The organism is Micromonospora sp. C28SCA-DRY-2, from assembly GCF_030519475.1.
Lineage (GTDB): Bacteria > Actinomycetota > Actinomycetes > Mycobacteriales > Micromonosporaceae > Micromonospora.
This window is the reverse complement of record NZ_JAUMKD010000006.1, coordinates 89,898-112,183: the sequence shown is the minus strand read 5'-3', so window position 1 is coordinate 112,183 and position 22,286 is coordinate 89,898. Positions and strand designations below refer to the sequence as shown.

Below are 22,286 nucleotides of genomic sequence, written 5' to 3'. Positions count from 1 at the left end.
CGGGACCGGCGCGCGTCCGGCGGCGGCGTCAGCGGAAGTCGCGGGAGGCCGGGCTGACCGGTGGCTCGATCGCGTCCAGCCGGTCGGCGTCCAGGTTGAGCACGCCCTCGTGCCGCTGCAACCGGCCCCGCACCACCAGCCCGGTGCTGGTCCGGGCCACCCGCCGGTAGCGCTGCCACAGCCCCGGCGAGCAGGTGACGTTGAGCATGCCGGTCTCGTCCTCCAGGTTGAGGAAGGTGACCCCGCCGGCCGTCGCCGGGCGCTGCCGGTGGGTGACGATCCCGCCGACCCGGATCCGCTGGCCGGGCTCCACCCGGCCGAGCCGGGCGATCGGCACCGCGCCCAGGGCGTCGAGCTGGGGACGGATGAAGCTGGCCGGGTGGGTCTCCGGGGACAGCCCGGTGGCCCAGACGTCGGCGACCAGCCGGTCCACCGCCTCCATGCCGGGCAGCGCCGGCGCGGCGGCGCCGGTGACCGTGCCGGGCAGCCGGCCGGGTCGGTCCTGGGCCGCCGCCCCGGCCGCCCAGAGCGCCTGGCGCCGGGACAGCCCGAAACAGGCGAAGGCGTCCGCGGTGGCCAGCGCCTCCAGCTGCGCGGCGGTGAGACCCACGCGCCGGGCCAGGTCCGGCATGTCGCGGTACGGCCCGTGCGCGGTCCGCTCGGCCTCGATCCGCTCGGCCACCTCGTCGCCGAGGGTACGCACGCTGGACAGCCCCAGCCGGACGGCCGGCCCGCCCAACCCCCAGGCGTGCGGCGGCTCCCCCGGCTCGCTGCCCCACCGGGTCTGCGGGGTGGACTCCAGCACCGCCTTGGCGCCGCTGGCGTTGATGTCCGGCCGGCGCACCTCCACCCCGTGCCGGCGGGCGTCGTCGACCAGGGTCTGCGGTGAGTAGAAGCCCATCGGCTGGGCGTTGAGCAGCGCGGCCAGGAACGGGGCCGGGTGGTAGCGCTTGAGCCAGGAACTGGCGTAGACCAGGTAGGCGAAGCTCATCGCGTGGCTCTCCGGGAAGCCGTAGCTGGCGAACGCGGAGAGCTTGCGGTAGACGTCGTCGGCCAGCTCGCCGGTGATGCCCCGCTCGGCCATCCCGGCGTAGAGCCGGTCGGCGATCCGGGCCATCCGCTCGGCCGAGCGTTTGGCCCCCATCGCCCGGCGCAACTGGTCGGCCTCGGCGGCGTCGAAGCCGGCCAGGTCGATGGCGAGCTGCATCAGCTGCTCCTGGAACAGCGGCACGCCGAGGGTCTTCTCCAGCGCGTTGCGCATCAGCGGGTGGGCGTACTCGACCGGCTCCTGGCCGTTCTTGCGCCGGATGTACGGGTGCACCGAACCGCCCTGGATCGGGCCCGGGCGGATCAGCGCCACCTCGACCACCAGGTCGTAGAAGACCCGCGGCTTGAGCCGGGGCAGGGTGGCCATCTGGGCCCGGCTCTCCACCTGGAACACCCCGACCGAGTCGGCCCGGCAGAGCATGTCGTAGACCTCCGGGTCGTCCAGCGTCATGTCGCCGAGGTCCAGGCTCATCCCGATCATGTCGTAGCCGTAGTGCAGCGCGGAGAGCATGCCGAGCCCGAGCAGGTCGAACTTGACCAGGCCGACCGCGGCGCAGTCGTCCTTGTCCCACTGGAGCACGCTGCGCCCGGGCATCCGCCCCCACTCCACCGGGCAGACCTCGATCACCGGCCGATCGCAGATCACCATGCCGCCGGAGTGGATGCCCAGGTGCCGGGGGAAGGTCTGCAACTCGTTCGCGTACGCCACGACCTGCTCGGGGATGTCCTCCACGTCCACCGCGGCGACGCTGCCCCAGCGGTCGATCTGCTTGCTCCAGGCGTCCTGCTGACCGGGTGAGAAGCCGAACGCCTTGGCCACGTCCCGCACCGCCGAGCGGGGCCGGTAGGAGATGACGTTGGCGACCTGGGCGGTGTGCTCCCGGCCGTAGCGGGCGTAGACGTGCTGGATCACCTCCTCCCGCCGGTCGGACTCGATGTCCACGTCGATGTCAGGCGGGCCGTCCCGCTCCGGGGCGAGGAAACGCTCGAAGAGCAGCCGGTGCCGGACCGCGTCGACGTTGGTGATCCGCAGCGCGTAGCAGACCGCCGAGTTCGCCGCCGAGCCCCGGCCCTGGCAGTAGATGTCCTGCTCCCGGCAGAACGCGACGATGTCGTAGACCACCAGGAAGTAGCCGGGGAAGCCCAACTCCTCGATCATGTTCAGCTCGTGTTCGAGCTGCTGGTACGCCCTCGGGTGCGCCGCGCGCGGGCCGTAGCGCTCCTGCGCGCCGGCGTAGGTGAGGTGGCGCAGCCAGCTCATCTCGGTGTGCCCCGGCGGCACCGGGTACGCGGGCAGCTTCGGCGCCACCAGTTGGAGGTCGAAGGCGAGTTCGGCGCCGAACTCGGCGGCCCGCGCCACCGCCCCCGGGTACGCGGTGAACCGGGCCGCCATCTCGGCGCCGCTGCGCAGGTGGGCGGTGGCGGCGGCGGGCAGCCAGCCGTCGATCTCGTCCAGGCTGCGCCGGGCCCGGACGGCGGCGACGGTGGTGGCCAGCCGGCGCCGGGCGGGGGTGGCGTAGTGCACGTTGTTGGTGGCCACGGTGGGCAGGCCGGCCGCCGCGGCCAGGTCGGCGAGCGCGTCGTTGCGGTCGGCGTCGACCGGGTGCCCGTGGTCGGTGAGCTCCACCGCGACCGTCTCCGCGCCGAAGAGCGCGGTCAGCCGGTCCAGCTCGCGGGCGGCCGCGTCGACCCCCTCGGTGAGCAGCGCCGCCGGCACGTGGCCCTTGCGGCAGCCGGTGAGCACCAGCACGTGGTCGCGCAGCTCGGCGGCCACCTCCTCCAGCTCGCCGTAGACCGGGCGGCCCTTCTCCCCGCCGCGCAGCTGGGCCCGGGCGATGGTGGCGGCCAGCCGGGCGTACCCCTCGTGGCCGTGGGCGAGCACCAGCAGGTGCCGGCCGAGCGGGTCGGGTTCGCCGTTCTGCGGGCCGGGCAGGCCGAGCGACAGCTCGGCACCGAAGATCGTCGGCAGGTGCAGCGCGCGGGCCGCCTCGGCGAAGCGCACCACGCCGTAGAAGCCGTCGTGGTCGGTGACGGCGAGCGCGGTGAGCCCCAGCCGGGTCGCCTCCTCGGCCAGTTCCTCCGGGTGGCTGGCGCCGTCGAGGAAGCTGAAGTTGGTGTGCGCGTGCAGTTCGGCGTACGGCACCGCGGCGTCCGGGCGGGGCAGCTCGGGTGGCTGGTACTGCTGCCGCTTGCGGGTCCAGGCCGGCGAGTCCCCGCCGTCGGCGTCGACGGCCAGCGGGTCCACCACGTGCAGGTGCCGCTCCGGCCGGTCCCCGCCGGGGCGGCCGGAGAGCACCCGTTCCAGCTCGGACCAGGGCAGCTTGGGGTTGTGGAAGCTCATCCGCACGGCTCGCGCGAGCCTCGCGACGACACCATCCCCGGGAGACGGTATTCCGGAGAGGCATGAATATTCCTCTCCGGAATACCGCTGACAAGGGAAGGTGCGCCCCCACGGCGAACACACCCGGAACCGGACCCGGTCCACATCGGAACACCGCCCACGGAGGCAGGTGCCGCACGCCGGCACCGGTCGGGCGGACCTGCCGCTGCGGGTAGGCGCCTTCCGACCCGGCGCCCACCGGCGACGAGGACCGCATCGACCACTCCGGCCGGCGCGGACCGACGGGTGGACCGCTCAGTCATAGATCGCCTCCACCAGCCACTGCCCCGCCTCGACGGCCAGCAGCAGGGCGGCGCCGTCGGCGAGGCAGACCTGGAACCGGGCCCGGCGCCGGGCCTCGGCCGGCGCCCACCAGCGCTCGTCGACCGGCCACGGGCCGGCCCAGCCGACGATCTCGGCCGGCCGGCCCGTGCCGACGGTCAGCCGGGCCGGTGCGGCGCTCAGTTGGAGCCGCGCGCTGACCACGACCGGCTCGCCGGCGCCGTCGTGCACGGTGGCGGCGAGTGGTTGGGGCAGCACCACGGCCGGCGCGGGCGGCGGAAGCTGGCCCGGCCACGGCGGTTCAGCCCGCCCCACCGACCGGGACGACCGTGCCCGGCCCGACCGCCCCCGGCCCGCTCGCGCCCCCCGACCCGACACCCCCGACTGAGCCGACGACCCCGACTGATCGGGCAATGCCGGCCGGCCCGACGGAGCCGGCCGACCCGGCACGGGCAGGCCCGGCGGAACCGGACCGCCCGGTGGCACCGGGCCGGCCAGCGACATCGGCTGCCCGGGCCGGGCGGGGAGCCGCTCGTCCCCCCAGGGCACCAGGCGCACCTGGTCGGCCGGGGACCGTCCGCCGCCGAGCACCGCGGTGACCACCGCCTCGGGGCCGAGGATGCCCTGCACCCGGCTCAACGCCCGGTGTGCCCGCTCGCGCTCCTCGCCGGTCTCCCCCCACAGGCCGGGTTGCAGGCCGGCCTGGGCGATCACCCCGTCCGGGATCAGCCGCAGCCGGATGATGCCGGCCGTCGGCCGGGCCGCTCGGCCGCCGGCCCGGCCGTTGCTGCCGGAGAGCCACCCGTCGAGCTGCCAGCGCACCCGGTCGGCGATGGCCGCGGCGGTGAGCAGGCCGTCGTGCCGCCAGACCCGGTGCAGCTCCTGGCCGTGCGCGGTGACCGCCTCGATGCCGAGCCGGGTGCAGGCCAGCCCGTGCCCGGCGAGCCGGTCGTGCAGCTGTTCGGCCAGCGCGCGGGCGGCGAAGGCCGCCGCGTCGACCCGGTCGAGCGGCTCGTCGTACCCGGCGGTGACCGCCAGGTCGACCGGGGGTTGCCGGACGGCGAGCGGGCGGTGGTCCTGCCCCGCGGCGAGCCGGTGGGCCAGCGCGCCGTCGAAGCCGAACCGGGCCAGCACGTCCCCGGCCGGCAGCGCGGCGAAGTCGGCCAGGGTGCGGACGCCGAGCCGGCGCAGCAGGTCGGCCAGCGCCGGGCGGCCCAGCGCCTCGACCGGCAGCGCGGCGAGGAACTCCGGCGTGCCGCCGGGCGGGACCACCTGACCGCTGCGCGCGGCCAGCCCGGCGGCGAAGACCCCGTCGGCGATGCCGACCTGGCTCTCCACCGCGCAGGTCTGCGCGACGTGCTCGACGATCCGCTCGGCCGCCGCCTCCTCCCCGCCGAGGTAGCGGGCCGGGCCGCGGGCCGCCACCGCGCAGGCGCCGGGGCGGACCACCTCCACCCCGGCGACCAGTTCCTCGACGGCGGCGACCACCGGCTCGAACGCCCGGGCGTCCCGCCCCGGGTCGTGGTCGACGACGGTGAGCTGCGGGCACCGCCCCTGCGCCTCCCGCCGGCGCAGCCCGCGGCGCACCCCCTCGGCGCGGGCCCGCTCGGAGCAGGCGACCACCCGGTTGGCGTGCAGCACCACCACCGGGTCGGTGGCCGGCACCCCCTCGACGATCTCGGCGGCGAGCACCGGCCAGTCCGGGCACCAGAGCAGCAGGGTCCGCACCGGCCCGGCACCCCCGGGCCGGGCCGACGACCCACCGGACCGGTCAGTGCGAGCCGACGAGCCTCCTGGCCGGTCGACGCGAGCCGACGACCCACCGGGCTGGTCGACGCGGGCCGGCAACCCTCCGGATCGGTCAGCGCGGGCGGCGTCTCCGGATCCGCCGGCGCGGGCCGGTGGTCCGCCGGGCCGGCCGGGCTGAGCCACAGCGGCGTCGCTCATGCCGGGCCGACCAGGGTGAGCGCGCCGCGCCGCCCGGCGGGGTCGGACCCGGCCGGCGGCACCGGGCGGAGCCGGCCGGCGGCCGACCGCCCGGTGACGGAGGCGACGGAGGTGGCCACCGGTCGCGGGATGACCCGGGTGAGCCCGTCACCGGGCAGCCAGACCTTGACCTCCTTGGGTCGGGCGGCCGCCCCGCGCCCGCGCGCCGAGACGGTGACCTCCCGGCGGCGCAGCCGCCCGCGGCCCGGCCCGAGCCCTTCCCAGACCCCCCGGACCACCTGCAACGTCACGTCCGCGCCGTCCCACCGGCCGTACGGGACGAGCACGCTGCCCCGCTGGCGGGCCCGGGCGGCCAGCCGGTTCGCGACCGAGGCGGAGACCGTGGCCGGTACGGCGGTGACCACGACGTCCACCCCGTCGATCAGCGCGGCGACGACGGTGGCCCACTCCGGGCCGGGGTTGGGCACCAGGGCGAGCCGGTCCAGGGCGATGCCGTACTCGGCGGCCGCTCCCGCGCCGAACGTCGGCACCCCTACCACGGCGCACCACGAGCCGGCCCGGGACGCCTCGGCGAGCAGCGCCAGCACCAGGGAGGTGCCGCCACTGCGCCGGGGCTGGCCGGCGGCGACCGCGACGGTGCTGCCGCGGCGCAACCCCCGGTTGGGCAGCAGGCCGGTCAGCTCCGGGGCCACCGGCAGCATCCGGTGGCCGCCCGCCGGGTCCGGCGCGCTCGCCGGACGGACCAGACCGGCCAGTGCGGCGGAACCGACCACCATGCGGCCCGCCATCGGACCTACCCCCCGTCGTGCTGTTCGGATCAGATGTGCGCGTGGGCGCCCCGACCGCCCGGCTCCCCCCGCCGGGCGGTCGGGGTGTCACAGGTGTCAGGCGGCCAGACCGTCGAGCGCCGGCTGGTGGGCCACGCCGAGCGCGGTCTCCACCACCGTGACGAACTGCTCGGCGGCGCGCAGCAGGTCGTCGGCCTCCCGGGCGGTCACCACCCGGGGGATGCCGGCCTCGGCGGCGGCCCGCTTGCCGGCGCCGGCGGCGAAGAACCGGGCCCACTCGTCGAGCTCGGGGGCGACCCCGGAGAGCAGGACCCAGACGCTGGTGATCCGGTTGCGGCGGGCCGGGGCGGGGCGGGCCCGGGCGGCGAGCAGGGCGGCGGCCGCGCGCAGGGCGGCCAGGTGGGCGGCCGCGTAACGGAGGCCGTCGGGACGGGTCCGGGCGGCCTCGGCGAGCCCCTGGCGGGCCACCGCGAGAAGCTGGGCGGGGGTGCGGTGCGGCAGCACGTGCGCCGGCACCGTCGGTGCCTGAGCCGGGTTGGTCGGCATGGACTGTCTCCTCCACGTGGCCGGGTCGCCACCCCACCGCGACGGACGGGCCGCCGGCGGGGCGCCGGGTCGAGTGGTGCGGAGGAAGACGCACCGGATGGGGGCCGGCCGGGTGTGGACGCTTCCCCACACCACACCCGGCCGGCGTACCGGCGGGTTCGTCGCCCGCCGCCCGGGGGTCGTGGGCGGCGGGCGACGCTCCTGCCTGACGGGACCGGGCTCGCGACTGCCCGGAACCCAGGTGCGGCCCGCGGAGCCGCACCTGCCCGGAGCCGGCGCCGCGAAACACCGCCCCGGGCTGGTTGGAACGAGCGTACGAGGCAATCGAACACTCGTTCTAACTACTGCTGACAGTACACCCTGCCTACGACGAAAATGCAACGTGTGCCGCGCGGCCGGTCGCGGGCGGCACCGGCGTACCGGGAAGAATGGCGGGCATGCAGTCACACCCGAACGTACGGGCGGTGCAGGACGCGCTCGACGAGGCCGACGCGCGCAACGGCTCCGGCGCGCCCAGCGCGGTCCGCCTGCTGCCCGAGGCGGTGCACACCGCCGCGGCCGCCGCCGAGGCGCTCGGCGTCGGCGTCGGCCAGATCGCCAACTCGCTGGTCTTCGAGGCGGACGGCGAGCCGCTGCTGGTGCTCACCTCGGGCGCGCACCGGGTGGACACCGCCGGGCTGGCCGCCGGCATCGGGGTCACCCGGCTGCGCCGGGCCACCCCCGACTTCGTCCGCACGCACACCGGGCAGGTGATCGGCGGGGTCGCCCCGCTGGGCCACCCGAAGCCGCTGCGCACCCTGGTGGACACCGCCCTGGCGGCGTACGACGAGATCTGGGCCGCCGGCGGGGTGCCGCAGGCGGTCTTTCCCACCACGTACCAGGAACTGCTCCGGATCACCGCCGGCGCCCCGGCCGAGGTGGCGTGAACGACGCCGCGCACGCCGTACCGGGCCTGGTCACCCTGCACGTGTGGCGGACCGCCCGGCCCGCGCTGCCCCGGGTGCTGGCCCGGATGGCGCTCGACCCGCGCCGGCTGCGCGCCGTGCCGGGCGTACGGTTCGGCAAGCTCCTCGGCACCGGGACCGGCACCGGCTTCGGCCCGGGTGACGCCGACCTGACCCGGTGGGCGGCGCTGGCGGTGTGGGACTCCCCCGCCGCGGCGGCCGGCTTCGACGCCTCGCCGGTGGGCCGGGCCTGGTCCCGGATCGCCCGCTCGGCCGTCCGGCTCGACCTGCGCCCGCTGACCAGCCGCGGCGAGTGGTCCGGCCGCCGGCCGTTCGGCGAGCCGCCCGGCGGCCGTGCCGACGGCCCGGTGCTGGCGCTGACCCGGGCCCGGCTGCGGCCCCGCCGGGCGGTCACCTTCTGGCGGGCGGTCCCGCCGGTGGCCGCCGCCCTGCACGCCGCGCCCGGCCTGCTCGCCCGGTTCGGCGTCGGCGAGGCGCCGGTGGGCTGGCAGGGCACGGTGAGCGTGTGGCGTGACCCGGCGGACCTGGTGGCGTTCGCGTACCGTCACCCGGAGCACCGCGCCGCGATCATGCGGACCCCCACCGAGGGGTGGTACGCGGAGGAACTCTTCGCGCGCTTCGCGGTGTGCGACGTGGTCGGTGACCGGACGGTGCTGGGATGGGTCGCGGACGGCGACGCGGAGACGGCGAAGGGCGCGCGGGCATGAGGTTGGTGCGGTGGACGCCGGACGATCTCGTCCGGCGGCTGGACGACGTGGTGGCCGTCTACGGCGAGGCGATGGGCTACCGCACCGACCTGCTGGAGGCCCGCCGCGGCTACATCGCCACCCACGTCCGCCGCCCCGGCTTCCGGGCCGTGGCCAGCCTGACCGCCGAGGGGCACCTGGCCGGCTTCGGCTACGGCTACCTCGGCGCGCCCGGGCAGTGGTGGCACGACCAGGTCTGGCGCGCGCTGGACCCGGCCGCCCGGCAGCGCTGGCTGACCGACTGCTTCGAGGTCGTCGAGCTGCACGTCCGGCCGCCCGCGCAGGGGCACGGCCTGGGCGCGGGGCAACTGCGCGCCCTGCTCACCATGGCCGAGGGAACCACCACCCTGCTGTCCACCCCGGAGGCCGACGAGCAGCGGTCGCGGGCCTGGCGGCTGTACCGCCGGTTCGGCTTCGTCGACATCCTGCGCGACTTCCACTTCCCCGGCGACGAGCGCCCGTTCGGCGTGCTCGGCCGAGACCTCCCCCTCCCGCCTCCCGGCCCGGCGTCGGCCCCGCCGCGCTCCGCGCAGGCCCCGCCCGGCCCGGCCACGCCGTGAACCGGCAGCGGGCCTGCTGGGCGCTGCTGGCCGTGCTGGTGCTCGCGCAGATCTGCTACCCGCTGACCGCCGGGACCACCCGGGCCCGGCTGACCGTGGCCACCGTCGGCCTCGGCTGGCTGCTCTCGGTCGGCCACGCGCTGCTCAGCCGGGGTGCGCGTACCGCCGCGGCACTGGTGGCGGTGGCCACCGGCGGCGGGTTCGCCATCGAGGCGCTCGGGGTGGCCACCGGCTTCCCGTTCGGCAACTACGACTACTCCGGCCAACTGGGCCCGAAGCTGGCCGGGGTGCCGCTGGTCATCCCCCTGGCGTGGACCTGGATGGCCTGGCCGGCCTGGCTGACCGCGGTCCGGCTCAGCACAGCGCCCGGCCCCGCGGCGCCGGCCGACCGCCACCCCGGGTCACCGGTCGCGGTCCGGCTCGCCGTCCGGCGGATCGCGCTGGCCGCCCTCGGGCTGGCCACCTGGGACCTCTTCCTCGACCCGCAGATGGTCGCCGAGGGTCACTGGGTCTGGCGCGACGCCACCCCCGCGCTGCCCGGCCTGCCCGGCATCCCGGTCAGCAACTACCTCGGTTGGCTGCTCTTCGCGGTGCTGCTGATGACCGCGCTGCGTCCGCTGGCCGGGCCGGCGGTGGCCGGCACCGACCGGCGGGACCACCCGATGTTCGCGCTCTACCTGTGGACGTACGGCTCCAGCGTGCTGGCCCACGCGGTCTTCCTCGGCCTGCCCGCCTCCGCGCTGTGGGGCGCGGTCGGCATGTCGGTGACCGCGCTGCCGCTCGCACTGTCGCTGCTGCGGACCCGCCGCCGTGACCGGCCGGCGCCCCGCCCACCCCGACGCGCCGACGCCAACACGCCGGCATGAGCGAGCGAATCATCGAGCTCAGCGCGACCGTGCCCCATGGCGGCACGCAGCGCAGCGGAGTGCCGACGTGAGTGGCGTCCTGGCCCTGCTGCTCGGGGTCGCCGTGCTGACCGCGCACACGCTGGTCAACGCCGGCCGCTGGCTGCGCCGCCCGGTAGCGCCGCCGGCCCCGGTGGACGAGCCGGTCGCGGTGCTGCTGCCGCTGCGCGACGAGGCCGCCCGGGTCACCCCGTGCCTGCGCGCGCTGCTCGCCCAGCGCGGCGTACCGGGGCTGCGCGTGGTCGTCCTCGACGACGGGTCCACCGACGGCACCGCCGAGGTGGTCCGGGCGGTGGCCGGCGACGACCCCCGGGTCACCCTGCTGCGCGGGGCCGCCCCGCCGCCGGGCTGGCTGGGCAAGCCGTACGCCTGCTGGCAGCTGGCCAGCCGGGCCGACCCGGCGGCCACCGCGCTGGTCTTCGTCGACGCCGACGTGGTGCTCGCCCCGGACGCGGTGGCGGCGGCGGTCACCGAGCTGCGCGCCGCCCGGCTGGCGCTGCTGTCGCCGTACCCCAAGATCCTGGTGAACACGGCGGCGGACCGGTTGGTCCAGCCGTTGCTGCAGTGGTTGTGGCTGACCTTCCTGCCGCTGCGCGCGATGGAGCGCTCGCGGCGGCCGTCGCTGGCCGCGGCCGGCGGGCAGTTCCTGGTGCTGGACCGGGCCGGCTACGAACGGGCCGGCGGGCACGTCGCGGTGGCCGACAGGGTCCTGGAGGACATCGAGCTGGCCCGGGCGGTGAAGCGGGCCGGCGGCCGGATCGCCCTGGCCGACGGCTCGCGGCTGGCCACCTGCCGGATGTACGACAACTGGCCGCAGTTGCGCGACGGCTACACCAAGTCGCTCTGGGCCACCTTCGGCCACCCCGTGGCGGCGGCCGTGGTGGTGGCGCTGCTGCTCCTGCTCTACACCGCGCCGCCGCTGCTGGCGGTGGGCGCGCTCGCCGCCGGGGCGGTCCCGGTGGCGGCGGCCGCCGCGGCGGCGTACCTGCTCGGGGTGGCCGGACGGGTGACCAGCGCCCGGGCGACCGGCGGCCGGTGGTGGCCCGACTCGCTGGCACACCCCGTGTCGGTCGTGGTCCTCGGTTGGCTGACCCTGCGGTCGTACCATCTGCGGAAGCGGCGCCGGCTGACCTGGCGGGGCCGCCCGGTCACCTAGGAGGCGGCATGGCGCGGATCGTGGTCGTCGGCGCCGGAGTCGGCGGGCTGGCCACCGCAGCGCGGCTGGCCGTCACCGGGCACCAGGTCACCGTCTTGGAACGGGCCGACACGGTGGGCGGCAAGCTCGGCCGGTACGTGCACGACACGCCGGCCGGCCCGTTCCACTTCGACACCGGGCCCAGCCTGCTCACCCTGCCCGAGGTCTTCCACGACCTGTTCGAGGCGACCGGTGCGAAGCTCGACGAGTACCTCGACCTCACGCCGCTGGACCCGATCGTCCGGCACGTCTTCCCCGGCGGCGGCCCGGCGCTGGACTCGTGCGCCGACCCGGTCGAGTTCGCCGCCCGGATCGGCGCCGCGCTCGGCGACCGGGCCGCGACCGACTGGCAGCGGCTGTGGCGTCGGGCCGGCCGGGTCTGGCAGGCCTCCCACCAGGACATCCTGCGCCGCCCGGTCGGTTCCCCGCGGGACCTGGCCGCGCTGGCCTGGCGGCTCGGCGACCTGGCCGCGATCGCTCCCGGCCGGAGCCTGCGCGGGCTGGGTCGCCGCCACCTGTCCGACCCCCGGCTGCGGATGCTGCTGGACCGGTACGCCACGTACACCGGCGCCGACCCGCGCCGGGCCCCGGCCGCGCTGGTCGCCGTCCCCTACGCCGAGCTGACCTTCGGCGGCTGGTACCTGCGCGGCGGGCTGGGCACCCTGGCCGACGCGCTGCTGACCCGCTGCCTGGATCTCGGCGTGGTGGTGCGGACCGGCGCCGAGGTCACCCGGATCGACGCCGCCGGCGGGCGGGTGACCGGGGTACGCCTCGCCGGCGTCGCCGCGCCCGTCCCCGCCGACGCGGTGGTGGCCAACGCCGACGCGCTGACCGTCTACCGGGACCTGCTGCCCAGCCCGCGCCGGCTGGCCGGGCTCGCCGACCGCAGCCTGGCGGGCTTCGTGCTGCTGCTCGGGGTGACCGGCGGATCCGGCCTGGCCCACCACACCGTGTTCTTCCCGCGCGACTACGACGCCGAGTTCGACGCGGTCTTCGGCGACCCGGGCCGCGGGCGGCGCGCCCGCCCGGCGCCCGACCCGACGGTGTTCGTCACCGTCGCCGACGACCCGCTGGTCCGCCCGGCCGGGCACGAGGCGTGGTTCGTGCTGGTCAACGCGCCCCGGCACGGCACCGCCGCCGGCGCCGTGGACTGGCGGCGGCCCGGGCTGGCCGAGGCGTACGCGGACCGGATCCTGGACGTGCTGGCCGCGCGCGGCGTCGACGTGCGCGACCGGCTGCTGTTCCGCCAGATCCGCACCCCGGCCGACCTGGACACCGCGGCCGGCGCGCCCGGCGGGTCGATCTACGGCACGGCCGGCGGGCTGCTCCGCCCGGCCAACCGCGGCCCGGTACACGGACTGTGGCTGGTCGGCGGCTCCAGCCACCCCGGCGGCGGCCTGCCGATGGTCACCCTCTCCGCGCAGATCGTCGCCGACGAGATCGGCCCCGCCTGGTAACTCCGGCCGCTCAGCCGGTGGGCCGCTGAGCCGGTGGTCGCCCAGCCGGGCGGGGCGGGCCCGGGGTGTGGCACCTCGCGGTGGCTGGGCCGGGCAACCACGCCGCCGGCGGGCGGCCGGAAGGCGCCGGACCGCGAGCGGTGCCGATCAGCGCGGCGCGGCGGCCCGGTCCGGTGGCCGGTCCGCGTCGAGCAGGGCGCGGCGGACGGCCGAGAGGAGCTGGCCCAGGCCGAAGGCGGCCAGCAGCACCCAGACGGCGGTGGCCATGGTGATGGTCCCGGCGGCGAGGTCCGGCTCGATCAGCCCGGTCAGCCCGGCGAGCAGCAGCCCGGCCAGGGCCACCGAGACCCGGGTGGGGCGCTCCCCCACGGTCACCGCGCCGATCTCCCGCATGCCCGCGGCCACCGCCCGGGCCCGGACGTACTCGTGCAGCCAGGACAGCGCGCCGGCCGTGGCCACCAGCGCACCCGGGGCCCCGACCAGCCAGAACGCGACCAGCCAGGCGACCTCACCGAGCCGGTCGGCGACCGAGTCGTAGACGTAGCCGAGCCGGGTGGTCCGGCCGGTGGCCACCGCCACCGCCCCGTCGACGCTGTCCGCCACCGCGGCGAGCAGCACGAACAGCGCCCCGAGGAACGGCCCGTCCCCCGGGCGTACGGCGAACACCGGCACGCAGACGCAGAGCAGCACGCCGGCCACCGTCACCGGGGTCGGGCCGATCCGGAGCCGGCCGAGCACGTACCCGACGTGGTACGCGAACCGCAGCCAGGCGCGCACCACCGGAGCCGCCACCCGGGGATCGAACCCCCCGTGCAGCCGGGCCCAGGCGGTCGCGTAGTCGTCCCACTTCAGCTGCTGTGTGCCCACCACGGATCAACCGTCGCACCGCGGCCGAGGTGTCGCGGCCCGTACGCTCACACCCGCGCGCCCACCTGAAGGTTCTGCCAGACCTCGCGGGTGGCGGTGGAGCGGTTGAGGGTGATGAAGTGGATCCCCGGCACGCCCTCGTCGAGCAGCCGCCGGCACATCTCGCTGGCCTGCTCGATGCCGAGCCGGCGCACCGCCTCCGGATCGTCGGCGACCCGCTCGAACCGCTCGGCCAGGGCCGGCGGGAACGGCGCCCCGGACAGCTGCACCGACCGCTCGATGGTGCCCATCTGGGTCACCGGCATCACGCCGGCCAGGATCGGGGTGTCGCAGCCGGCGGCCGCCACCCGGTCGCGCAGCCGCAGGTAGTCGTCGGCGTCGAAGAACATCTGGGTGATCGCGAACTCGGCACCGGCCCGACATTTACGGACGAAGTACTCGGTGTCGCTGGCCACGTCGGGCGACCGGGGGTGCTTGTACGGGAAGGCGGCCACCCCCACGCTGAAGTCACCGGACTCGCGGACCAGGCGGACCAGCTCCTCGGCGTAGAGCACGCCCTCGGGGTGGCGGACCCACTCGCCGCCCGGGTTGCCCGGCGGGTCGCCCCGCACGGCCAGCACGTTGCGTACGCCGACCCCGGCGAGCCGGCCGATCACGTGCCGCAGCTCGGCGACGGAGTGGTTGACAGCGGTGAGGTGGGCCATCGGCAGCAGGGTGGTCTCGGTGGCGATCCGCTCGGTGACCGCGACCGTGGTGTCCCGGGTCGACCCGCCCGCGCCGTAGGTGATCGAGACGAACGAGGGGCGCAGCGGCTCCAGCTCGCGGATCGCCTGCCAGAGCAGCCGCTCGCCCTGCTCGGTCTTCGGTGGGAAGAACTCGAAGGAGAAGGTCGGCTGGCGGTCACGGATCAGCTCCCCGATCGCCGGCTGCGAATGGGGAAGGACGGAGGGAAGACCGAGCGCCACGCCCCGACTCTAGCGGGCGGCGCCGATCGCACCCACGCCCTTCCCACCCCGTCGGACACCGCGGCCGCCCGGGCGCGACCCGGCAGCCACCCGGCCGCCACCCGGCAGCGCCCGGCCGCGACCCGGCCGCCCCGGCCGCCACCCGGCAGAGTGCGCCGGGCCACCGGGCGTCCCGGCCGCCGCCCGGCAACGCCGTGCCCGGGCCACCCGGGGGCCGGCCCGGCCCCCGGCGGCCGGCGGCACCGCGCGGCAGCCGGCCGGTGACGCCGCCGCCAACCCGCCCACGCCGCCGCGGCGGCGGCACCCGTCGCCGCCGGGGTGCTCGCGCCGACGGGCGCCGGAAAGCGTCGTACCCGGGGAGTAGGTATGGACCAGCGCGGGTGGGTCGGCCGGGGACCGGCCGCACCGGGGGCGCGCGGGGGTCGAGATCCGATCGGTGGCGCAGCGGTCCCGTCCGGCGGGGCGCGCCGCCGCCGTGCCGACGCCCGCCCGGAGGACCTTCATGACGCCGTTTCCGCCCGGCCCGCGGCTGCTCGGGCCGCTGCTCGCCCAGCTCCGGCTGGCTCGCGGCTGGAGCCAGCCACGGCTGGCCGCCGAGCTCTGCGCCGCCGCCGGCGTGCCGACGCTGAGCCGGCACGAGGTCTCCCGGTGGGAGCGGCACCTGCGCGTCCCCGGTGACTTCTGGCTCGGCTGGCTCGCCGTCGTGCTGGCGGCGCCGGTCGAGCCGCTGCGCTCCGCCGCGGCCCGGTCCCGGGCGCTGGGCACCCCGCCGGCCGTCCGCGGTGCCGGCGCCCGCTCCCGAGCCGCGCTGCTCGCGCTGGCCCAGCGGTGGCTGACCGACCCGCGCGCCGCCCTGCTGGTCGCCGCGCCGCCCGGGCCGGTGGAACCCGACCCGCCGGACCGGGATCGGCGGCCGCCCGACGAGCTGCGCCGGCTCGACGACCTGTGCGGCGGGGCCGACCTGGCCGGCCTGGCGGCCGGCCGGCTGCGGCGGGCGGTCCGGGCGCTGTCCGGGACGACCCCGGCGGCCCGCCGCCGGCTGCTGCCGGTGCTGGCCGAGTCCGCCCAGCTGGCCGGCTGGCTCGCCGCCGACGCCGGGGACCCGGCGGGCGGGCTGGACGCCTACCGCCTGGCGCTGCGGGCCGCCACGGCGGCCGGCGACGTCCCGCTCGCCGGGCACGTGCTCGGCTCCGCCAGCCACCTGCTGGCCGGCGTCGGCGACCCGGCCGGCGCGCTGGTGCTGGCCCGCACCGGCTACGCCGGGGTGCGCCGGCACGCCACGCCCGGCCTGCGGGCGCTGCTGCTGCACCGGGTGGCCCTGGCGGCCGCCCTCGACGGGCGGGCCGCCGCGGCCCGGCAGGCCCTCGACGGGGCGCGGCGCGCGGGCGACGAGCCGCCGGAACCCGGCCGGGAGCCGTCCTGGCTCTACTGGCTCGACGGGGCGGAACTGGCCGCGATGACCGGGCGCACCCTGGTCGCGCTGGGCCGCCCCGGTCCGGCCGAGGCGCCGCTGGCCGCCGTTCGCCGGCGCGGGCACCCGCGCGGCGCGGCGATCTACGGCGGCTGGCTGGCCCGGGGCTACCTGCAACTCGGCGAGGTCGAACGGGCCTGCGCGGTGGCCGGCGAGGCGTTGCTGGACGCGGTCCGCGCCGGCTCGCCGCGGGCGCTCGGCCAGCTCTCCGAGCTGCGTCGCCGGCTGGCCGGGCACCGGCACGAACCGGCGGTCCGGCGGTACGCGGCGCTCGTCGCGGCGGCCCGGCCGTACCTGCCCCGCGCGCCGGCGGCGCCCCCGACCCGGCCCCGCTCGGCGGCGCCGCCGGCTCGCGGCACCCCCGGCACGGCGCGTCGGATACCCACGGGTAGGACAGCACGGAGGTGGACCGGCTAGCGTCGGGGCGTGACCGACGCTGCTCCTGTTTCCCCCGTCGACCGCGCCGGGCTGCGCCAACGGGTCGACAAGGCCCTGGCCGAGTTCCTGGCCACCCAACGCACCTGGATGGCCGGGGTCGACGACGCCCTGGCGCCGGTCGCCGAGGCGATCGAGGCGTTCGTGCTCGGCGGCGGCAAGCGGCTCCGGCCGGCGTTCGCCTACTGGGGCTACCGGGGCGCCGGCGGGGTGGACTCCGACCAGGTGGTGAGCGCCCTGGCCGCGCTGGAGTTCGTCCAGGCCAGCGCCCTGATCCACGACGACCTGATGGACCGCTCGGACACCCGGCGGGGCGAGCCGGCGGTGCACCGGCGGTTCGCCAGCCGGCACCGGTCGGCCGGCTGGCGCGGGGACCCGAACGGCTTCGGCGACGCGGCGGCGATCCTGCTCGGCGACCTGTGCCTGGTCTGGTCCGACGAGCTGCTGCACTCGGCCGGGCTGGAGCCGGGCACGGTGGCCCGGGCCCGGCCGGTCTTCGACGAGATGCGCACCGAGGTGACCGTCGGGCAGTACCTCGACGTGCTGACCCAGGCCACCGGGGACACCTCGGTGGAGCGGGCCGGCAAGGTCGCCCGCTACAAGTCGGCGAAGTACACGGTCGAGCGGCCGCTGCTGCTCGGCGCCGCGCTGGCCGGCGCGGCGGCGGACGTGCGCACCGCGTACTCGGCGTACGGGCTGCCGCTGGGCGAGGCGTTCCAGCTCCGCGACGACGTGCTCGGGGTGTTCGGCGACCCGGCCCAGACCGGCAAGCCGGCCGGCGACGACCTGCGCGAGGGCAAGCGCACCTACCTGGTGGCGGCCGCCCTGGAGGCGACCGACGAGGCGGGCCGGGAGCTGCTGCTCGGCCGGCTGGGTGACCCGGAGTTGGACGAGGCGGGCGTCGCCCGGCTCCGCGAGCTGATCACCGCCTGCGGCGCGCTGGCCCGTACCGAGCAGCGGATCGTCACCCTCACCGACGCCGCGCTGGCCGCCCTGACCACCGTCGACCTGGACACCGAGGCCCGCCAGGCCCTGGTAGACCTAGCCATCGCCGCCACCCGCCGCGCCGACTAACCCCCACCCCCCCACCCCCCGCTTCCGCACGTTGATCATGAGGTTAGCGGTCCGTAACGGACATTTCCCCCCCGCTAACCATGATCACCGGGGCGACCCGGGGAGGTGGTGGGGTGGAAGAAGCCAGGTTGGCCCGGTGGATGTTCTCCAGCAGCGCGTCCCGGAGCATCGCGTCGGCGGGGGTGGCGCCGGGGAGGCTCTCGTCGGGCTCGTAGAGCCAGCGCAGCGCGGCCTCGTCGTCGTAGCCGGCGTCGGCGAGCAGGGTGAGTACGCCGGGCAGGTGCTTGAGCACCGTACGGTTGGCCACCAGGTCCACCGGGATCCGGCGGACGCCGTCGCGGCGGACCGCGATCAGCTCCCGGTCCCGGACCATCTGGTGCACCTTGCTGATCGACACGTCGAGGCGCTCGGCGACGTCCGGCAGGGTCAGCCAGTCGGCCGGGTCGGCGGGGCCGGCGAGGTCGGGGGCGGGCGCGCCCCGGTCGGCGGGTACGGAGTCGGTCACCCGACCACCCTGCCATGCCTCGCCGGGCCTGCGTCAACGGCACCCCGAAGGGGCCATGTCCGCAGGTGGCGCGCGGCGGGAACGGGTGCGCTCGCCCCCCGGCTGTAGCATCCTGTTCAACCTTCACCCTCCGGACACATAGACTGCCTGCCGATGGACACACAGGTCGCCGACACGTTGCTGGGCTCGCTGATCGACGGGCGCTACCGCATCCGCGGTCGCGTGGCCCGTGGCGGCATGGCGACCGTGTACACCGCCACCGACGAGCGCCTGGAGCGCACCGTGGCGGTAAAGATCATTCATCCGACCCAGGCCCCGGAGGCGCGGGCCCGCCTGGCCGGGTTCCTGGAGCGGTTCACCGACGAGGCGAAGACCATCGCCCGGCTGACCCACCCGAACGTGGTGGCGGTCTACGACCAGGGCACCCACTCCGGGCTGCCCTACCTGGTCATGGAGTACGTGCGCGGCCGCACCCTGCGCGAGGTGCTCGCCGAGCGGCGCCGGCTCAACCCGGACGAGGCGCTGGCCATCTTCGAGCAGATGCTCGCCGCGATCGCCGCCGCGCACCGGGCCGGGCTGGTGCACCGGGACGTCAAGCCGGAGAACGTGCTGGTCGCCGAGGCGCCGACCGGCGGCGTGGCCAACCTGGTCGACAGCGTGGTGAAGGTGGCCGACTTCGGGCTGGCCCGGGCGGTCGAGGCGAGCGCCGACGAGACGCAGGGCAACCAGCTGATGGCGACCGTGGCGTACGTCGCGCCGGAGCTGGTCACCGACGGGCACGCCGACCCGCGCACCGACGTCTACTCCGCCGGCATCGTGCTGTTCGAGATGCTCACCGGCCGGGTCCCGTACGACGGGGACCGCCCGGTGGAGGTCGCCTGGCAGCACGTCGACCAGGACGTACCGGCGCCGTCGACGCTGGTGCCCGGCCTGCCGAAGGTCCTCGACGACCTGGTCGCCCGGGCCACCCGGCGCGACCCGGGCGCCCGGCCGACCGACGCCGGCGCCCTGCTGGCCGAGGTGCAGGTGGCCCGGGACGACCTGGGCAACCCGAACACGCGTACCGCCGTGCTGCGCCGGGTGACCGACGAGCCGCCGGTGGCCCAGCCGACCATGGTGGTCGCGGCGGTCAAGCCCGCCGAGCGGCCGTCCTGGGCCCGGCTGCCCGAGGGCGGCGGACCCCGCGCCGGCCGGCGGCGGGCCGCCCCGGAGGACGGGCAGGACCTGTGGTCGCGGCTGGTGGCGCTGCGCGCCCGGGTGATGGCCGACCGGCGCGGCCGGCAGGCCGTCGCCGCGGCCGTGGTGGTGCTCGGCCTGGTCGCCGCCCTGACCGGGTGGTGGTTCGGCGTGGGCCGCTACACCGTCGCCCCGCAGCTGGTGAGCCTGACCAAGGCCGAGGCGGAGGCGCAGGCCGAGCGCGCCGGCTTCACCCTCAGGTACGCCGAGCCGCGCCACGACGAGCAGGTCCCGAAGGACGCCGTGCTGGGGCAGGACCCGGCCTCGGCGAGCCGGATCGTCAAGGGCGGGACGATCACCCTCACCCTCTCGCTGGGTCCGGAGCGGTTCCCGGTGCCGGACGTGGTCGGCAAGGACTTCGAACTGGCCGAGGCGGATCTGGTCAACCTGAAGCTGGTGGCGGTCAAGGGTGCGGCGCGCTACGACGACAACCTGCCGGCCGGAGTGGTCATCGACACCAACCCGAAGGTGGGCACCGAGGTCAAGCCGGGCGCCAAGGTCACGCTCATCCTGAGCAAGGGCCGGGCCCCGGTCTCGGTGCCGAACCTGGTCGGCAAGAGCCTCACCGAGGCCCGGGCGACCCTGAACCGGCTCGGCCTGGTGCTGGTGGAGAACTACAAGGACTCCGACAAGCCCCGGGACGAGATCCTCGGGCAGAGCCCGTCCGACGGCACCGGCGTGGAGAAGGGCGCCCAGGTCAAGCTGGACATCAGCAAGGGCCCGCCGCTGACGGTGGTACCCCGGGTGGTCGACCTGCCCTGCCCGCAGGCGAAACAGCTGCTGGAGAGCCAGGGCTTCCCGGTGGCCGTGCAGTTCAACCCGAACGGCATCGTGCGCTTCCAGAACCCGAACGAGAACAGCCAGGTGCCGCCGGGCACCCAGGTCACCCTCGGGTGCCTGTGATGACCGCGGCACAGCCCGACGGACGCCGGCGGGTGGGCTCGCACACGCCCACCTCCGGCGGCCTGGCCAGGGCGGCCCTGCCGTACCTCGACGCGGCGCGCTCCGAGGTGGTGCAGGTCTACGTCTCGAACTCCCGCGGCTGGGCGCTGCCGCCGGGCGACCCGGTCCAGGACGCGCTGTTCCGCGACGGCTGCGCCGAACGGGACGTACCGGTCTTCATCCACGCGTCGCTGCTGGTCAACCTCGGCTCGCCGACCGCCGCGACGGTCGAGCGGTCGGCACTGACGCTGGCCCACGCGCTGCGCCGGGGCACCGCGATCGGCGCCCGCGGGGTGGTGTTCCACGCCGGCAGCGCGGTGGACGCCGGGCACGCCGAGGCGGCGATGCGGCAGGTCCGCGAGGCGCTGCTGCCGCTGCTGGACAGCGCCGCGGCCGAGGGCGGGCCGATGCTGCTGGTGGAGCCGAGCGCCGGTGGCGGCCGCTCGCTCGCCTCCCGGGTGGAGCAGCTCGGGCCCTACCTCGACGCGGTGGACCGGCACCCCTGGCTCGGGGTCTGCTTCGACACCTGCCACGCCTGGGCCGCCGGGCACGACCTGGCCGCCGAGGGCGGCATGACGGCGACCCTGGACACGCTGGTGGCGACGGTCGGGCCCGACCGGCTGAAGCTGGTGCACGCCAACGACTCGAAGGACCTGTGCGGCTCGACCCGGGACCGGCACGAGAACATCGGCAAGGGCACCATCGGCGAGCCCGCGTTCGCCGAGCTCATGCGGCACCCGGCCACCGCCGGCCTGCCGATCGTGGTGGAGACGCCCACGGAGAAGCACGTCGGGCACGCCGCCGACATCGCCACCCTCACCCGCCTCCACCCCTGACCGCCCTCACCCCGGGGTGGCCGGCCGCGCACCTTCCGGGAACGAGCGGCTGTCCCCCGCGGAACAGCCACTCGTTCGCCGGACGAAGGCGGAGGGTCAGGCGCGGAGGATGCCGGTGAGGGTGGTGGTGGCGCGGTCGACGGCGGCGTCGTCGACGTCCATGTGGGTGACCAGGCGGGCGGTGCGCGGGCCGAGCACCGAGACCAGCACCCCCTCGGCGCGGGCGGCGGCGGCCAGCGCGTGCGCGTCCAGCGGGGCCTTGGTCAGGTCGAGCGGCACCACGTTGGTGCGCACCGGGCTGGCGAGCACCCCGAACGGCGCGATCGCCTCGGCCAGCCGGGCCGCCTTGGCGTGGTCCTCGGCGAGCCGGTCGAGGTGGTGGGCCAGGGCGTACCGGCCGGCCGCGGCGAGGATGCCGGCCTGGCGCATGCCGCCGCCCATCCGCTTGCGGATCCACCGGGCCCGTTCGATCTTCTCGGCGCTGCCGACCACCAGCGAGCCGACCGGCGCGCCGAGCCCCTTGGAGAGGCAGACCGACAGGGTGTCGAAGAGCCCGCCGTACTCGGCCAGCGGCACCCCGTCGGCGACGTGCGCGTGCCAGATCCGGGCCCCGTCGCAGTGCAGCGCGACCCCCGCGTCGTCGGCGACCCGGCGCAGCTGGCGCAGGGTGGCCAGCGGGATCACGCCGCCCCCGCCACGGTTGTGGGTCTGCTCCACGGCGATCGCCCGGGTCGGGACCGCGAAGTAGCCGTCCGGCCGGATCATGGCGGCGACCACGTCGGGGTCGAGGTCCGCGCCGACCGCCGGCCAGGTCCGCGACGAGATGCCGCCGTACGCGGCCGCGGCGCCGATCTCGTACGTGACCACGTGCGCGTCGGCGTCGCAGAGCAGCTCGTTGGCCGGCGGCACCACCAGTTGCAGGGCGATCTGGTTGGCCATCGACCCGCTCGGGGCGAACAGCGCCGCCTCGTGCCCGAAGAGCGCGGCGACCTCGGCCTCCAGCGCGTTGACCGTCGGGTCCTCGCCGTAGACGTCGTCGCCGACCTCCGCGGTGGCCATCGCCTCCCGCATCCCGGCGGTCGGCCGGGTCACCGTGTCCGACCGAAGGTCGACGATCATGTCTGCGCTCGCGGCCGC

Annotated in this window: 18 protein-coding genes; 10 read left to right on the top strand and 8 right to left on the bottom strand. The window is 76.8% G+C overall.

From position 1 onward, the window contains the following. Positions 1–28 precede the first annotated feature (28 nt). The 4 genes from Q3W71_RS23390 to Q3W71_RS23375 form a co-directional block, all read right to left on the bottom strand. A complete protein-coding gene (locus Q3W71_RS23390) occupies positions 29–3,388 on the bottom strand; it encodes an error-prone DNA polymerase (RefSeq protein WP_302921569.1) in 3,360 nt (1,119 codons plus the stop codon). Between the two features lie 294 nt (positions 3,389–3,682). Beyond that, positions 3,683–5,437 (bottom strand): DNA polymerase Y family protein, encoded by a 1,755-nt coding sequence (locus Q3W71_RS23385; protein WP_302921568.1) that lies wholly within the window; start codon positions 5,435–5,437, stop codon positions 3,683–3,685. 215 nt (positions 5,438–5,652) lie between these two features. Next, positions 5,653–6,444, bottom strand: a complete 792-nt coding sequence (locus Q3W71_RS23380; RefSeq protein WP_302921567.1) for a hypothetical protein — start codon at positions 6,442–6,444, stop codon at positions 5,653–5,655. Positions 6,445–6,540: 96 nt separating this feature from the next. Then, positions 6,541–6,990: an SAV_6107 family HEPN domain-containing protein gene (locus Q3W71_RS23375; RefSeq protein WP_109905895.1), complete on the bottom strand. Its 450-nt coding sequence runs from the start codon at positions 6,988–6,990 to the stop codon at positions 6,541–6,543. Between the two features lie 437 nt (positions 6,991–7,427). On the opposite strand from Q3W71_RS23375, the gene Q3W71_RS23370 reads away from it, so the two are divergent. From Q3W71_RS23370 to Q3W71_RS23345, 6 genes are all read left to right on the top strand, one after another. Further along, the gene (locus Q3W71_RS23370) at positions 7,428–7,916 is read left to right on the top strand and encodes a YbaK/EbsC family protein (RefSeq protein WP_302921565.1); all 489 of its coding nucleotides are present in this window, start codon (positions 7,428–7,430) and stop codon (positions 7,914–7,916) included. Then, positions 7,913–8,662, top strand: a complete 750-nt coding sequence (locus Q3W71_RS23365) for a monooxygenase (protein WP_302921564.1) — start codon at positions 7,913–7,915, stop codon at positions 8,660–8,662. The genes Q3W71_RS23370 and Q3W71_RS23365 overlap by 4 nt, the downstream gene beginning before the upstream one ends. Further along, positions 8,659–9,261, top strand: coding sequence for a GNAT family N-acetyltransferase (locus tag Q3W71_RS23360; RefSeq protein ID WP_302921563.1), 603 nt, complete (start codon positions 8,659–8,661; stop codon positions 9,259–9,261). The genes Q3W71_RS23365 and Q3W71_RS23360 overlap by 4 nt, the downstream gene beginning before the upstream one ends. Next, positions 9,258–10,127, top strand: coding sequence for a carotenoid biosynthesis protein (locus Q3W71_RS23355; RefSeq protein ID WP_302921562.1), 870 nt, complete (start codon positions 9,258–9,260; stop codon positions 10,125–10,127). Before Q3W71_RS23360 ends, Q3W71_RS23355 begins: the two co-directional genes overlap by 4 nt. Positions 10,128–10,194: 67 nt before the next feature. After that, on the top strand, positions 10,195–11,322 hold the full coding sequence (locus Q3W71_RS23350) for a glycosyltransferase family 2 protein (RefSeq protein WP_302921561.1): 1,128 nt from the start codon (positions 10,195–10,197) through the stop codon (positions 11,320–11,322). A gap of 8 nt (positions 11,323–11,330) precedes the next feature. After that, positions 11,331–12,818, top strand: a complete 1,488-nt coding sequence (locus Q3W71_RS23345; RefSeq protein ID WP_302921560.1) for an NAD(P)/FAD-dependent oxidoreductase — start codon at positions 11,331–11,333, stop codon at positions 12,816–12,818. A 147-nt stretch (positions 12,819–12,965) separates the two neighbouring features. Here the strand turns inward: Q3W71_RS23345 and Q3W71_RS23340 are convergent, their stop codons facing one another. Next, the gene (locus Q3W71_RS23340; protein WP_302921559.1) at positions 12,966–13,688 is read right to left on the bottom strand and encodes a CDP-alcohol phosphatidyltransferase family protein; all 723 of its coding nucleotides are present in this window, start codon (positions 13,686–13,688) and stop codon (positions 12,966–12,968) included. Positions 13,689–13,732: 44 nt separating this feature from the next. Further along, a complete protein-coding gene (gene metF / locus Q3W71_RS23335) occupies positions 13,733–14,650 on the bottom strand; it encodes a methylenetetrahydrofolate reductase [NAD(P)H] (protein ID WP_302921557.1) in 918 nt (305 codons plus the stop codon). A gap of 502 nt (positions 14,651–15,152) precedes the next feature. Here metF and Q3W71_RS23330 point away from each other — a divergent pair. Both Q3W71_RS23330 and Q3W71_RS23325 read left to right on the top strand, forming a co-directional pair. Next, positions 15,153–16,538, top strand: a complete 1,386-nt coding sequence (locus Q3W71_RS23330) for a transcriptional regulator (protein WP_302921555.1) — start codon at positions 15,153–15,155, stop codon at positions 16,536–16,538. A gap of 9 nt (positions 16,539–16,547) precedes the next feature. Next, positions 16,548–17,630: a polyprenyl synthetase family protein gene (locus tag Q3W71_RS23325; protein ID WP_302921554.1), complete on the top strand. Its 1,083-nt coding sequence runs from the start codon at positions 16,548–16,550 to the stop codon at positions 17,628–17,630. 43 nt (positions 17,631–17,673) lie between these two features. Here the strand turns inward: Q3W71_RS23325 and Q3W71_RS23320 are convergent, their stop codons facing one another. Continuing rightward, positions 17,674–18,135, bottom strand: coding sequence for an Rv2175c family DNA-binding protein (locus Q3W71_RS23320; RefSeq protein ID WP_302921553.1), 462 nt, complete (start codon positions 18,133–18,135; stop codon positions 17,674–17,676). A 153-nt stretch (positions 18,136–18,288) separates the two neighbouring features. Between Q3W71_RS23320 and pknB the strand changes: the two genes are divergently transcribed. Next, entirely contained in the window at positions 18,289–20,274 is a 1,986-nt protein-coding gene (gene pknB / locus Q3W71_RS23315; protein WP_302921552.1) for a Stk1 family PASTA domain-containing Ser/Thr kinase, read from the top strand. After that, positions 20,274–21,149 (top strand): deoxyribonuclease IV, encoded by an 876-nt coding sequence (locus Q3W71_RS23310; protein WP_302921551.1) that lies wholly within the window; start codon positions 20,274–20,276, stop codon positions 21,147–21,149. The genes pknB and Q3W71_RS23310 overlap by 1 nt, the downstream gene beginning before the upstream one ends. A gap of 96 nt (positions 21,150–21,245) precedes the next feature. Here the strand turns inward: Q3W71_RS23310 and Q3W71_RS23305 are convergent, their stop codons facing one another. Then, positions 21,246–22,265 carry a low specificity L-threonine aldolase gene (locus Q3W71_RS23305; protein WP_302921785.1) on the bottom strand — a complete coding sequence of 340 codons (1,020 nt, stop codon included), beginning with the start codon at positions 22,263–22,265 and terminating at the stop codon, positions 21,246–21,248. Positions 22,266–22,286 lie beyond the last annotated feature (21 nt).